13 protein-coding genes and 1 pseudogene are annotated in these 13,522 nt (G+C 66.5%); 2 read left to right on the top strand and 12 right to left on the bottom strand.

What is annotated here, in order from left to right; genetic code table 11:
• Positions 1-34: 34 nt before the first annotated feature.
• Complete coding sequence (locus HX774_RS09725; RefSeq protein WP_178826380.1) at positions 35-196, top strand: hypothetical protein; 162 nt, start codon at positions 35-37, stop codon at positions 194-196.
• Here the strand turns inward: HX774_RS09725 and HX774_RS09720 are convergent.
• The 10 genes from HX774_RS09720 to HX774_RS09675 all read right to left on the bottom strand — a co-directional run bounded on the left by HX774_RS09720 (position 187) and on the right by HX774_RS09675 (position 10,249).
• The gene (locus HX774_RS09720; protein WP_218650362.1) at positions 187-1,722 is read right to left on the bottom strand and encodes an AMP-binding protein; all 1,536 of its coding nucleotides are present in this window, start codon (positions 1,720-1,722) and stop codon (positions 187-189) included. The two genes, HX774_RS09725 and HX774_RS09720, sit on opposite strands and share 10 nt — an antisense overlap.
• On the bottom strand, positions 1,722-2,699 hold the full coding sequence (locus tag HX774_RS09715; RefSeq protein ID WP_178826378.1) for a nitronate monooxygenase family protein: 978 nt from the start codon (positions 2,697-2,699) through the stop codon (positions 1,722-1,724). Before HX774_RS09715 ends, HX774_RS09720 begins: the two co-directional genes overlap by 1 nt.
• Before the next feature lie 200 nt (positions 2,700-2,899).
• Complete coding sequence (locus HX774_RS09710) at positions 2,900-4,348, bottom strand: alginate export family protein (protein ID WP_178826376.1); 1,449 nt, start codon at positions 4,346-4,348, stop codon at positions 2,900-2,902.
• A 55-nt stretch (positions 4,349-4,403) separates the two neighbouring features.
• The gene (gene maiA / locus HX774_RS09705; RefSeq protein ID WP_178826374.1) at positions 4,404-5,033 is read right to left on the bottom strand and encodes a maleylacetoacetate isomerase; all 630 of its coding nucleotides are present in this window, start codon (positions 5,031-5,033) and stop codon (positions 4,404-4,406) included.
• 4 nt (positions 5,034-5,037) lie between these two features.
• Positions 5,038-6,372: an MFS transporter gene (locus tag HX774_RS09700; RefSeq protein ID WP_178826372.1), complete on the bottom strand. Its 1,335-nt coding sequence runs from the start codon at positions 6,370-6,372 to the stop codon at positions 5,038-5,040.
• Between the two features lie 73 nt (positions 6,373-6,445).
• Positions 6,446-7,141 carry a fumarylacetoacetate hydrolase family protein gene (locus tag HX774_RS09695; protein ID WP_178826370.1) on the bottom strand — a complete coding sequence of 232 codons (696 nt, stop codon included), beginning with the start codon at positions 7,139-7,141 and terminating at the stop codon, positions 6,446-6,448.
• Positions 7,138-8,193: a gentisate 1,2-dioxygenase gene (gene gtdA, locus HX774_RS09690; protein ID WP_178826368.1), complete on the bottom strand. Its 1,056-nt coding sequence runs from the start codon at positions 8,191-8,193 to the stop codon at positions 7,138-7,140. The genes HX774_RS09695 and gtdA overlap by 4 nt, the downstream gene beginning before the upstream one ends.
• A gap of 3 nt (positions 8,194-8,196) precedes the next feature.
• A complete protein-coding gene (locus tag HX774_RS09685) occupies positions 8,197-8,526 on the bottom strand; it encodes a non-heme iron oxygenase ferredoxin subunit (protein WP_178826366.1) in 330 nt (109 codons plus the stop codon).
• Complete coding sequence (locus HX774_RS09680) at positions 8,523-9,002, bottom strand: nuclear transport factor 2 family protein (RefSeq protein WP_218650361.1); 480 nt, start codon at positions 9,000-9,002, stop codon at positions 8,523-8,525. The genes HX774_RS09685 and HX774_RS09680 overlap by 4 nt, the downstream gene beginning before the upstream one ends.
• Positions 8,999-10,249 (bottom strand): aromatic ring-hydroxylating dioxygenase subunit alpha, encoded by a 1,251-nt coding sequence (locus HX774_RS09675; protein ID WP_218650360.1) that lies wholly within the window; start codon positions 10,247-10,249, stop codon positions 8,999-9,001. The genes HX774_RS09680 and HX774_RS09675 overlap by 4 nt, the downstream gene beginning before the upstream one ends.
• A 124-nt stretch (positions 10,250-10,373) precedes the next feature.
• Between HX774_RS09675 and HX774_RS09670 the strand changes: the two genes are divergently transcribed.
• A complete protein-coding gene (locus tag HX774_RS09670) occupies positions 10,374-11,564 on the top strand; it encodes an NAD(P)/FAD-dependent oxidoreductase (protein WP_178826364.1) in 1,191 nt (396 codons plus the stop codon).
• 4 nt (positions 11,565-11,568) lie between these two features.
• On the opposite strand, the gene HX774_RS09665 is transcribed toward HX774_RS09670, so the two are convergent.
• Together HX774_RS09665 and HX774_RS09660 are read right to left on the bottom strand one after the other, a co-directional pair.
• Positions 11,569-12,336, bottom strand: a complete 768-nt coding sequence (locus HX774_RS09665) for an IclR family transcriptional regulator (RefSeq protein ID WP_178826362.1) — start codon at positions 12,334-12,336, stop codon at positions 11,569-11,571.
• A 162-nt stretch (positions 12,337-12,498) separates the two neighbouring features.
• Positions 12,499-13,108 (bottom strand): annotated as a pseudogene (locus HX774_RS09660) (IS5 family transposase).
• Between the last annotated feature and the right edge of the window lie 414 nt (positions 13,109-13,522).

Below are 13,522 nucleotides of genomic sequence, written 5' to 3'. Positions count from 1 at the left end.
CCTGTCGACGTCCGTCCGAATTCCGCATGGATTCATGCAGTTCGGCCTCTTTGTATTTTTGTGCGTTCCGGCAGAGCCGCCGCAGCGTCAAGACCCATCTGTGCGCAAGGCGCAAGGGCCTTCAAATGAAATCCCCGGCCTGCTGATGAGCTCAGATCATCAGCAGGCCGGATCGCTCAAAGAGGCTCAGGAATAGCGGGCGATCAGTTCGCGCTTGTAGAGCTTGCCGGTGGCGTGACGCGGGAAGTCCGCCTCGAACTCCACCGCCTTGGGCGTCTTGATCGGTCCCAGCCGGGCGCGCACGAAGCTGCGGATAGCCGCCTTCATCTCTTCGGTCGCCTGGGCGGGGTCCACCAGTTCGACGACGGCGAGAGCCACCTGGCCGAACTCCTCGTTGGGGACGCCGATCACGGCGGCGTCCTTGATGGCCTCATGCTCCAGCAGGACGGACTCGATCTCCTGAGGATACAGGTTCACCCCGCCCGAGATGATGGTGAAGTGACGGCGGTCGGTCAGGTACAGATAGCCGTCGGCATCGACGTAGCCGATGTCGCCGAAGGTTCTCCAGCCCTCGACGCTGGTGATCTGGCCGGTCTTCTGGGCGTCGCCCAGATATTCAAACGCATGGTTGGATTCAAAATAGATGTCGCCGATCTCGCCCACGGGCAGTTCGACGCCATCGGGGCCAAGGACATGGACGGCGCAGTCATGGGGGCGCCCGACCGAGCCGGGATGGACCAGCCACTCGGCCGAACTGATATTGGTCGAGCCGACGCCTTCGCTGCCCGAATAATACTCGTCGATGATCGGCCCCCACCAGTCGATCATCCTCTGCTTGACGTGCACCGGACAGGGCGCGGCGCCGTGAACGGCGTGGCGGTGGGTCGACAGGTCATAGGCGCCGCGAACATCGTCCGGCAGTTGCAACATCCGATGGAACATGGTCGGCACCCACAGGCTGTGGGTCACACGCAGTGCCTCGATGGCCTTGAGGCAGGCTTCCGGGTCGAAGGTTTCGGCCACCACCAGCATGGCCCCGGCGTGCAAGGTGACGTTGGCGAAGCGGTGCGGCGCGGCGTGATAGAGCGGGCAAGGCGACAGCATGACCGACGAGGCCCCGAAACCATAGGCGGCGGCGGCCCCCATATTGACCGGGTCGAGCGCGTCGAACGCGCCCTCCGGCAAGCCCTTCAGGATGCCCTTGGGCCGCCCGGTCGAACCTGAGCTGTAGAGCAGATCCCGCCCCCGAGAGACGTCGGCAGGCAGGCTCGACGACTGGGCCGCGACAAGCTCGGCCCAGTCGTCGAGCCCGTCCTGGGCGATGTCCAGCAGGCAGACCTTGACGCCCAGTCTAGCTAGGCCCTCAGGCGTTTCGGCAGCGAAACAGCCCCTGGAGACGATGATGACCTTGGCTTTGGAATCCGCGACCACATAGGCCAGATCATCGACCGACAGCTTGGTGGACAGGAGCACGTAATAGAGGCCGATCCGCTGTGCCCCAAGCATGACCGTCAGGAATTCCGGCCGGTTGGTGATCGAAATCCCGACGCAGTCGCCGCGTTTCAGACCGAGGGTCCGCAGGGCGTGCGCCGCCTGATTGGCCTGGGCCTCCAGCGCGCCGAAGGTGATGGTCCGACCGCTGGGAATGAAGGTCGCCGCCACGCGATCCGGTGTCGCCGCCGCGAACCGGCTGACGTGATACATGGCCCCCTGCTCAGACATCAGGCGAAGGCCCACGCCTGCATGCGCGCCAGGGCGGCGCGGTACTGGGCTTCCAGGCTGTCGACGATCTGGGCCGTGGTTTCCTGCTCGGTGATGGAGCCGCAGCCGTGGCCGCAGCCGCGGATATCCTTCCAGACCTTGATCTCGCCGTTGTCCATCTTGCGGTACTTGGCGGTCTCGGGGCTGAACTTAGGCAGGTTGTCGATATCCAGACCGGCGGCGGTCAGGGTGGACTTCAGATAGTTGCCCGGAATGCCGGTGAAGATGTTGGTGTAGATGATGTCTTCGGCGCGGCTAGCGATGACCTCGCCCTTGTGCTGGTCGCTGGCGCCGGATTCCTTCGACGCCAGGAAGCGGGTGCCGAGGTAGGCGAAGTCGGCGCCCATGGCTTGGGCCGCCAGCACGTCCTGGCCGGTGCTCATCGCCCCTGCCAGGATGAGGACGCCGTCGAAGAACTGGCGCACCTCGTTGATCAGGGCGAAGGGGCTGCGGTCGCCGCCCTGGCCGCCCGCGCCGGCGCAGACCAGGATCAGACCGTCAACGCCCATCGAGGCCGCCTTGCGCGCGTGGCGGATATTGGTGACGTCGTGGAAGACCAGACCGCCGTAGTTGTGGACTTCGCTGATGATCTCGGGCGGCGGGGCGCGCAGGCTGCTGATGATCAGCGGCACCTTCTCGCGCACAATGGTCGTCAGGTCGGCCTGCCAGCGGGTGTTCAGTTCACCCATGACCTGGTTGACGCCAAAGGGGGCGATCTTCGCCTCGGGGTTTTCGGCGGCGGCCGTCGCCAGGCGTTCGCGGATTTCGGCGATCCAGTCGACCAGGGTTTCCTGCGGGCGCGCGTTCAGCGCCGGGAAGGCGCCGATGATGCCGTTACGGCACTGCTCGACCACAAGGTCACGCGTCGAGGCGATGAACAGCGGCGACCCGATGATCGGAAGGCGCAGCTTGCCCTGAAGGCTTGCCGGAATCGTCATTTCAAAACCCACCCACGTCAGAAACTAGGGCTTTGAAATCCGGCAGATCGGCCGGCAAGACAAACGAGTTATCCCGGCCATTGATGAATGGAGTTCAGGATACTTCCCGCCAATCTAGGCGGACGGGCGCGCCGATCGCATCAAGAGAGAAAACTCCGCTTCATCTCAGAAGCGGAGCCGCTCTGGTGGCGCTTCTGGTGTCAGAAGCGGAAGGTCAGGAAGGTCCCGAGGTACGACTGGTCCTCGGCCGTGCCGGTTTCCTTCAGGAAGTCGCCGGCCTTGGTGTAGTTGGCCACGCCCATCAGCGAGACATAAGGCGTCAGGGCATAGCGGGCGAAGACGCCGGTGCGCCAGCCGACGTAGGACGACTGGCCCTCGTTGGCGCCGCGCAGCACCATGCCGGGCAGGGCGTAGAGGCCGTCGTCCTTGCTCTGACGCCACAGGCCGGCGGTGTTGGCGCCCAGGGTCAGCTTGAGCGTCGGACGCACCGTCACCTCGGGCTGCAACAGCACCATGTTGGCGACGCCCAGGTCGGTGCGCAGGGCGGCCGGTTGCGGGAACAGGGGGTTGAAGCTGTTCAGCTTGCCGTCGTTGGGGTCCTTGTCGCCCGAGCCGACATCCAGGCGCACGGCCACGCGCGGCGACCACTTCACACCCGAGAAGGTGCGGCCGCCGACGGCGGAGAAGAACCAGGCGTCGATGTCGAGGTCGCGGAACGACCCCCACTGCTTGACCGCCTCGACCTCATAGTCCCAGGGCGCGACCTTGCCGGACAGACGCACCGACAGGGTGTCGCGGTCGTCGCGGCCGGGGACCTGACCGTCAAACGGCGTCACCAGACGGTCGGTGTTGGCGTAGAGCAGTTCCAGCTTGGGCGCCGTCGCCCCCTGCCCCAGGGTCTTGGCGGCCGTCGCGCCATACAGGCGATAGTCGAAGTTGGTGGCGTCGTCCCACGAGGCCTTGCCTTCGCGCAGGGCAAAGCCGGCGAAGGCGCCGCCGCTCCAGCCGGCCGGGCTGTCATACAGGACCCGCACCATGTCCAGGGCCACGCGGGCGTTGGCCCCCTCGCGCATGTCGAACAGACGGAACGACCCTTGCCCGAACTCCTGCCGTCCAGCGCGGACGCGCAGCGTGCCCTCGCCCAGTCCTGTCTTGGCCTCGATGAAGGCCTGATGCAGGTCGGTGCGGTTTTCCTCGATCACCGGCTCGCCGCTGGCCAGGCCCGAGGTGCGGGCGTCCTGAACATCGACGAAAGCGCGCAGGGACGAACCCAGATTCAGCTCCCCCCACAGGCGGGCGCGGCTCTGGAAGTCGCCGCCAGTGTCCTGAGCCCCGCGACCGAAGCGTTCATTGTCGCGATGTTCGGCGCGGAAGCGCAGTTCGCCGCCGAAGCTGGCCCAGACGGGGCTGCCCTCGCCGCCGACCGGCACATATTTGAACTTCGACCAGGTCGAGGTGCGCTTGGCCGGATCCGCCAGCCAGGCGTAGCTCTCGTCGTGGTTGATCAGCTTGAACGGCGGCGGCGCGGCCGAGGCGGCAGGCGGGGCGGCCGGAACCACAGCGGGCGCGGTCTGGATCGGCGCCTTGGCGTCGGCGGCCATGGGGGCGTGCGAAAGCAATGCGGCGGCGGCCGCAGCGGCGATACTCATGGATGTCCTCCGGGAAAGGGCGCGGTTGGCTCCGCGCTCGGTTCGATTGGGGTGATTATTCGGCGTCGGGCTGTCGGCCCGGCACGGCGTTCTGGAAGGCGGGCAGTTCGAGGCAGGCGGCCTCCAGCACCAGCAGGCGCGGCCAGCGCACCTCGACCCCGAAGCGACGGGCGTTGCCTAGCTGCGGCACGATGCACAGGTCGGCCAGGGTCGGGGCGTCGCCGAAGGCAAACGGGCCCGGCTGGTCGGCCAGCAGCGTGGCGACCGCGTCGAGTCCCTCCTCGATGACGGTCGCGGCCCAGGCCTGGACCACATCTTCGCTCAGACCGAAGTCGCGCAAGCGTTGCAGCACCTTCAGGTTCTGCACCGGGTGGATATCGCAGGCCACGACCTGGGCCACCGCCCGAACCTTGGCTTTCTGCACCGGATCGACGGGCAGCAGCGACGGCTCGGGCGAGGTCTCGTCGAGGTATTCGATGATGGCCAGCGACTGGGTCAGGACCGCGCCGTCGTCGGTGACAAACGAAGGCAGCAGGCCTTGCGGGTTGAGCGCCAGGTACTCCGGCGCCCGTTGCTCGCCCTTGCGCAGGTGGTGGATGACCTGCACGGCCTCCAGTCCCTTGAGGCCCAGGGCGATACGCACACGCCAAGAGGCCGTGGAGCGGAAATAACCGTGCAGGATCATGGGGTCAGACTCCGGCCCGACGGCGCACGCCGCCGAGGGTGAAGACCGCGATCGAAGCGATCACGGCGGGGATGACGGCCAGAAGGATCAGGTTTTGCGGGCTCCAGCCGGCGGCCAGCAGCACGCCGCCGACCAGAGGACCGACGATGGCGCCGATGCGGCCCACGCCCAGGGCCCAGCCCACGCCCGTCGCACGGATGGCGGTCGGATAGACGGCCGCCGTCAGGGCGTTACAGCCGATCTGGGCGCCGACGACGCCGAAGCCGGACAGGGCCGCACCCAGCAGCAGGACCGTCAGATTGGTGCCGCCAAAGGCCAGCAGGGCGATGAAGGCGGCCGAGGCGGCATAGGCCGAACCCAGGACCACATAGGGGCTGATCTTGTCGATCATCCGGCCCAGGACGATGGCCCCGACCACGCCGCCGAGGTTCAGGGTCGCGGTGGACAGGATGGCCATGCTGAGCGGCAGACCGGCGCCCTTCAGCAGGGTCGGCAGCCAGTTCACCAGGAAGTACATGACCAGCAGGTTCATGAAGAAGGCGACCCACAAAAGCAGGGTCACGGGCGCGCGGCCCTCACGGAACAGCTGGAAGACCGAGAAGCCCTTGGCCGCCGACGTCTGCTCGTGTTTCAGGCCGGCGATGAATTCGCTGACCGAGGCGTCGGCGTCGATCTTCTTCACGATGGGGGCGATCATGTGCTCCGGCGCGCCCTTGGCGACCAGGAAGCGCACCGATTCCGGCAACATGAACCAGAGCACCGGCAGCAGCAGCAGCGGCAGGACGCCGCCGACGACGAAGACCGAATGCCAATCCCAGGTGGCGATCAGCCAGGTCGAGACCAGACCGCCGATGGTCGAGCCCAGCGGGAAGCCGCAGAACATGACCGTCACCAGGGTCGCGCGCAGGCGGGCCGGGCCATATTCGCTGGTCAGGGCGATGATGTTGGGCATGGCGGCGCCCAGGCCGACGCCTGTGATAAAGCGATAGATCAGCAGCTCGTTCATCGAGGTCGAGAAGGCCGTCAGCAGGGCGAACAGGCCGAAGATGAAGGTCGAGATCAGAATGATGGTCTTGCGGCCGAACTTGTCCGCCGCCGGGCTCAGGGTGAAGGCGCCGACTGTCAGGCCCAGAAGGCCGATGGCGAAGATCGGGCCGAACGCCGACGGGGCCAGACCCCAGTCCTCGGCGATCTTGGGCGCGACGAAGGCGATCGACTGAGTGTCGAAACCGTCGAGCATGGCGATGATGAAGCACAGCGCCGTAACGCCGAACTGTAGCGGGCCAAACCTGGCCCGGTCGATGACGGCGTTTCCGCCCCCCTCACCCATGGCTGCCATATGTGTCGTCCTCCTGCGGAGGGCGCGTCTGTCGCGCGCCTCTCCGTGTGTTGATGATGCGTGTGAAAAGGGATCAGGCGGCGGGCGGGCCGACCTTGATGTTGAGCGGGGTCAGGCCGTCGATTTTCACGGTCATGGCGTCGCCAGGAACCACCGCGCCGACGCCGGCGGGGGTGCCTGTGTAGATCAGGTCCCCGGGGTGGATCTCCCACAGACCCGACAGGTAGGCGACGATGTCCGCCACCGGCCAGATCAGGTCGGCCAGGTCCGCCGACTGCTTGACCTCGCCGTTGACGGTCAGTTCGATCTTGCCGTGTTCGGGATCAAAGCCCTCGCCCGCCTTGTGGATCAGGCCCAGCGGCGACGACTGCTCGACGTTCTTGCCCGTGTCCCACGGACGGCCTTGGGCGCGGGCTTCCAACTGCAAGTCGCGGCGCGTCATGTCCAGGCCGGTGGCGTAGCCCCAGACGTGGTCCAGCGCGTCCTCGACAGCGATGTTGCGACCGCCCTTGCCGATGGCGACGACCAGCTCGGCCTCGTAGTGGAAGTTCTCGGTCTTGGACGGATAGGCGATGGTGGCGCCGTCCAGCACCACCGTCTCGGCCCAGGCCGTGAAGAAGAAGGGCGGCTCGCGGTCCGGGTCGCGGCCCATTTCGCGGGCGTGGGCGGCGTAGTTGCGGCCGACGCAGAAGATGCGGCGGACCGGGAATTCGTCCCCGGTGTTGGTCGGGGCAAGCACGGGCGCTTGCGGTTGGAACAGCAGGCTCATGCGTTCTCTTCCTTGTAGAGGTTCAGTTTTTCCTGACAGGCCTTGTCGGAGTATCCGAACAGGACCAGTCGGCTGGCCGCCTTGAAGGCGACCGATTTCCACGACGGTGCGACCACGATGTCGCGCGGCTTCAAGGCGATGGTCTCGCCTTCGATCACCGCCTCGCCCGCGCCTTCGACCACCACGAAGATGGTCCCGTCGGTCGAGCGGCGCGATTTGGATTCAAAACCTTCCGGCAACAGGCGCACATGGGCCGAGATGGTGGCCATGATCGGCCCGCCGTTGATCGGGTTCATGAACTCCAGCGCGTGACCCAGATACGGGTCGATCTCGGCGCCGCTCTCCGCCATGGCGTCCAGCGCTGGACGCCACTCGGCGTAGGGGTAGTGGAACAGCGGCTGGTGGGCTGGGCGGCGATCCGCCATGTGCCCTTTCAGCGGACGCATGTTGCGGCCATAGCGGTTCAGGCTGTCGCCGGCCGGGGCCTGCTCCGGGAACTGGTCTTCTGCATAGCCCTCGGCGAAGCTGGCGTCGAAGTGACGAACGGTCGGGATATCCAGCCCGTCCAGCCAGATCATCGGCGTCTCGGTCGGGTTGCCGTGGTCGTGCCACTGGCCGCCCGGCGTCAGCACCAGGTCGAAGGGCTGCATCACCGCCTTCTCGCCGTCCACCGAGGTATAGGCGCCGCCGCCCTCCATGACGAAGCGCAGGGCGCACTGGGCGTGGCGGTGGGCCGGGGCGATCTCGCCCGGCAGGATCAGCTGCAGACCGGCGTAGAGGCTGGGCGTGATCGACGACAGACCCGGCAGTCCGGGGTTCTCAAGAATCAGCACCCGGCGCTCGGCCTGCTTGGCGCTGATCAGGTCGCCCGCCCTCATCAGATAGTCGCGGGCCTTGTCATAGGACCATTTGTGGACCTTGGCCGGCGAATTGGGCTGCGGCAGGACCAGGGCCGCCAGCTTCTCCCACAGCGGATAGAGGCCCTCCGGCTCCATCCGCTCATAGAGGGCGTTCAGCTGGGACTGCTGGTCGTTGGAAAGGACTTCATTCACGCCTCAGCCCTCCATGCCGACATGCAGCAGGCCGTCCTGAAGCTTGACCGGAAAGCTGCGCACGGCGACCGAGCAAGGCGCGTCGACCGGCGCGCCGGTCTTCACGTTGAAGGTGCCCTGATGCAGCGGGCATTCGATCAGCTCGCCGTCCAGGAAGCCGTCGGACAGGCTGGCCTGGCCGTGGGTGCACAGGTCGGCGGTCGCGAAATACTCGCCATCGACGACATAAAGGGCGACGCTCAGGCCGTTGGCGCTGGCCTTGGCCACGCCGTGCTCTTCGAGGGCCGAGGGCGGCAAGGTCGCCACCCACGACAGGGTCGCGGCTTCGGTCATGCGGGGTACACCAGACTGTTGGGGATCATTTCTGAATCGAAGACGACGATGCGCTCGACAAAGCGCAGGCGGTCGCCGTCGCGGACGATGCGGTCGTGGCAGACGGCGGACAGGATGATGTCCGACTGCTTGTCCACCAGGGTCTGCACCACCAGCAGGTTGTGGCGGACGCTGACGCTCGCCTCGTCCTGTGCCGTCACGCGCGGCGCGGTGGGGAAGCGGCGATAGTAGCGCGGCGCATACATCTGGGTCCGTGTCAGGCCTGTCACCCGGTCCTTCAGCATTCCGCGGCTCTCGGCCTGCATGGTGCACAGGGTATAGCCGGCCTCATGGTTCTCGCGCGGGATCACACGGTACAGGCAGTCCTCGGTGAAGAAGTCGGGCCATGCGTGCAGATCGACGTCGTCGAGCACGCCGTAATAGGCGTCGTACAGGTCGCGGATTTCGTCGCGGGCGATGGTCATGGTCTCGCTCACAGGCCCATCACCTTGCGCCAGTAGCGGTACATGCCCCGCACGGCGGTCTCCGTGACCTGGTGATCGGTCGGCGCGATCTCGCGACCGCCCATCTGCAGGATGAAGTGCTCGTCCGGCGAACCGGCGGCGCCCTGCTGGGTCATTTCCAAAACCTCGCCGTCATCGGCCGAGACGAAGCCCGCCGGGCCGAACAGATTGGCTTGCCGCGTGCGGCGCAGGCGCATCTCCGGCGTATCGTCGGCGTAGCACCAGTGGGTCCAGTGGAAGTCGAACCCGCCCGGCCCTTTGGGCACGATCTGACGCGTGGTCAGGCTGTTGACCTGCTGTTGCAGGATCACGCTGGGGAAGATGGTGATCATCCCGACGGTTTCCTCGCCGGGAAACTCCTGCACCACGTCCATGACGCGGGGGTCTTCCAGCACCAGATCGCCCTGGAAGTTGCGGATGTCGGCCATGGCCTCGGTCTTTTCCTGCTCGCCCTTGCGCGAGATCAGGATGCCGTGACGGCCCTCGTCGTCGATATCGACGGCGGACTTCTGGTCGGCGCGGAACAGGCCGAAGGTGGCGAAGAACACATGCAGCAGACCCGCGTGATAGGGGTCCTTGATGTTCTCCTGCATCTGCTTCCAGTTGGCCGGGATGTGCTGACGGTTGTAGCCCAGCACCTCCAGTTTCCGACCGTCATAGACGCGGGTATAGTGCTTCCAGAACTTCTCGCCGAGATATTCGCGGAAGGGCGGCGTCTCGTCCGAGAAGGTGGCCCAGACCACGCCGTTGACGACCTCGACACGCAGCTTGTTCAGGCTGTGGTCCTTGGGATCGAAGTCCGACGGCATGCCGCCCTGGCGCTTGACGCCGCGACGGAAGGGCACCCCCTGCAGGTCGCCGTTCAGCGCATATGACCACTGGTGATAGGGGCAGATCAGCTCCTTGGAATGGCCGGTGCGGGTCTGGCAGAACTTGACGCCCTTGTGGGCGCAGCGGTTCTCGACGACCGAGATCTCGTCCTCGCCCGAACGGACCATGACGCAGGGCTTCTCGCCCAGGGTCGTCGTCTTCCAGTCGCCGACCTCGGCCAGTTCGCACTCCAGACCGACATAGAGCCAGTGCGGCCCGTACCAGATCTTCTGCAGTTCCTCGGCGTAGATCGCGGGGTCCGTATAGACCCAGAAGGGCACGGCGGCGTCGACGTCGGCCGGCCATGCGCGGCGGTTCTCGCCCTCCGGCGGGCGTACGGGGATGTTCACTGAAAAGCTCCCGGAGAAGAATTCGAAGCAGCGATCTCATGTCGCCGTTGACCGCATTGGTGTCGTGGTTTTTGATCTATGTCAAATGCGTTGCATCTAGTGCAACGTCCGATGGAGATCACAAATGGCTGAACGCATCGTCATCCTGGGGGCCGGACACGCTGGCGGCGCGACCGCTATCGCCTTGCGAGAGCTCGGTTTTTCGGGATCAATCCTCGTCATCGGCGACGAGGCGCACCCCCCCTACGAACGTCCAAGCCTGTCCAAGGAATACCTGTCCGGCGCGGAGGATGATCCGGTCTGGTTGGCGCCCGCCGAACGATGGGCGGAGCTGGACGTGGTCCTGAAACTGGGCGCCGAAGCCGTGGCTGTCGACCGTGACACGGGACAGATTCGACTGGCCGATGGCTCGGTCGAGCCCTTCGACAAGTTGGTGCTGGCCATGGGCGGCCGCGTGCGCCGCCTGCCCCTGCCTGACCACCCTGCCGTCCGCTATCTGCGCACCGCCGACGACGCCCGCGCCATCGCGGCGGCGGCCAAACCCGGCGCGCGCGCCCTGGTGATCGGCGGCGGCGTCATCGGGCTGGAGGCCGCCTCGACCCTGCGCGATCTGGGCCTGACCGCCACGGTGATCGAGGCGGGCGAGCGGCTGCTGGGCCGCAACGTCCCCGCCGAGGCCGCAGAATGGCTGGCCGCCGCCCACGCCCGCATCGGTGTCGATGTGAAGCTGGGGCGGTCGCTGCAAGCGCTGGAAGACGCCGCCGACGGTTCCGTTCTGGCGCGGCTGGACGACGGCTCGACCATCGAGGCCGACCTGATCGTCGTCGGCATCGGCATCATTCCCTCGACCGAAATGGCCGAGGCGGCGGGTCTGCCGGTCGCGGGCGGAGTTCTGGTCGGCGAGGACTACAGCTCGCCCGCCGATGACCGCATCTTCGCCGTCGGCGATCTGGCCGCCCGCATTCGCGACGGCGCCGCCGCGCGCATGGAGACCTGGGCCCACGCCCAGACCTCGGCCCGCGCTGCCGCCCTGGCCATCATGGGTCAACCCGCCGAGGTCGAGCCCACGCCCTGGTTCTGGACGGCCCAGTGCGGCCATAACCTGCAGATTCTCGGAGATCCCTCGGCCGCCGACGCCGTCGTGGCGCGCGGCGAGGCGGTGCGCCTCTACCTGCGCGACGGCGTGCTGGTCGGCGCCGTCTGTCTGGACCAACCGCGCGACTTCGCCGCGGCGCGTCGCCTGATGGGCAAGATCCTGATCGCGGAAACGGCCAGCGATCCGGCGACCGACCTGCGCAAGGCGGTCGCCACCTGAGCGGTCAGATCGACGGGCGTACCCCGCCCGTCGCGCGGGTGATCTCGTCGCAGACCTCGATCAGGCGTTCGCGCGCCTGATCATCGTATTCCGGCTTGAACACATCGGTGGCCAGCACCGTGGCGGTGAAGACCGCCTCGCCCTGCAGGTCAAAGATCGGCACGGCGGTGGCCCGCAGGCCGGGAATCAAATCCCCGCGCATGGCGGAATAGCCGTCGCGCTGGACGCGCCTGCGCAGGCCCTCGACGTCGACCGGCTGGAATTGAGGCTGTGTCTCGCGCTCGACCATCTGCCGCGTCGCCGCCTCGGGGCGGAAGGCCAGAAACACATGCCCCGTCGCCGAACTGAGCAGCGGCAAGGGCGAGCCCACCATCAAGGACGTCGAGATGGCGGGCGTGCCCATGATCCAGCGCACCACGATCGGCCCGGTCGGACCCAAGGCGCCCATCTGCACCGTGCGCCCGGTCTCGACGACATAGTCGGTCAGGGCGATCGCCGCCTCGCGGAAACTGTCCATCCGCGACAAGGCCGCCAACCCGAGACGCAGCGCCCCCGAACCCAGCTCATAGCGCCCCGTCGCCGCATCCTGGCGCGCCATGCCCGCCGCGATCAGACTGGCCAGATAGCGATGCGCCTGCGACGCCGACAGGTCCGACGCCTGGGCTATGGCCCCCAGCGCCGCCGCCCCGTTTTGCGACGCCAAAACCTCCAGCACGCGCAGGCCGATGCCCACGGACTGAATCCCCTGCCGCCGCTCACCTGCTTCGCTCATTCGTCTTGTCCACCGCCGCGTTTGTCGGCGCCAACCTACAGTCTTTTGTTCCGGCGCACCCCCATAGATCCGCGCCATCACCATACCGATGGGCGTCAGTTCACCGAACTCGACTGGAGACTGCGGCGACGGGCGTGTCTGTCGGCTAGGACGAATCGGCATTCACCGGATGCAGAGCATGGACGCGGCGATGTGGACGAAGGCGAGGTAGTGGTGCGCCAGTCTGTCGAACCGGGTGGCGAAGCGGCGGAAGTGCGTGAGCTTGTTGAAGCATCGCTCGACGCGATTGCGTAGCTTGTAGATCAGGAGATCGTGCGGGATCGGGGTTTTTCGGGACCGTGTCGAGGGGATGACCGCCTAGGCTCCGATCCCGGCCAGATAGGCGTGCAGACTGTTGGTGTCATAGGCGCGGTCCGCGAGGACGGCGGCGGGGCGATAGCCTTCCAGAAGCGCCGGGACGGCGAGGATGTCATGGCTTTGCCCTGGTGCGATCAGGAATCGGACCGGCCGTCCGAGCGTGTCGCAGGCCATGGGGACCTTGGTCGTCAGTCCGCCTCGGGAACGCCCCACAGCCGGATCGAGGCCCCCTTTTTTGAGCCGCTCCCCGGCCGGTCGTCGCCTGCTGGTGAGCCCGCACCAGCGTCGAGTCCAGCATCAGGTACTGATTGTCACGATCCTCGACGAGATTGGGGAAGACCTTCTCCCACGCCTTTCCTGGCAGCAAGGGCGCGATCCGGGACCATTGTGCCTCATCCAGCTCGTGACGCTTCACGCCCATCGCAGACCTCCGCCAATGCGGAGACCTACGAATCATGCATGACGTCGCTCGGGAATCCCTGAATGTCGATTGGACCTAGCTCGACCCTTGCCTAATGTGAGCGCGGCCCTGGGCCTGAACGGACGAGCAGGACGGCTGAGCCGAAGCCGATGTGCGAAAAAGCCTTCGTGACAATTTCTGAGCGTTCCCGGGCGACGCGGCAAGGTGCAGATCTTGGGTGTAGCCGCAGTTTCGCGGCGGCCTGATCTCGCGGTCGAAGGCGGGCGAGACAGGACAGCAAAAACCCCCGCAGTTTTGTCTGCGGGGATTTTTGTGATGCTTGGGTGCGGGAGCCCGCACCGCCCACCATAATATCAGCGGCACGATGGACATTTCCGCTTAGACCGCAATGCGCCATGTGTGGACGGC

Origin of the sequence: Brevundimonas sp. P7753, from assembly GCF_013386595.1 — a bacterium.
Lineage (GTDB): Bacteria > Pseudomonadota > Alphaproteobacteria > Caulobacterales > Caulobacteraceae > Brevundimonas > Brevundimonas bullata.
The sequence above is the reverse complement of the archived record's forward strand: the minus strand, read 5'-3'. Positions and strand labels throughout refer to the sequence as shown.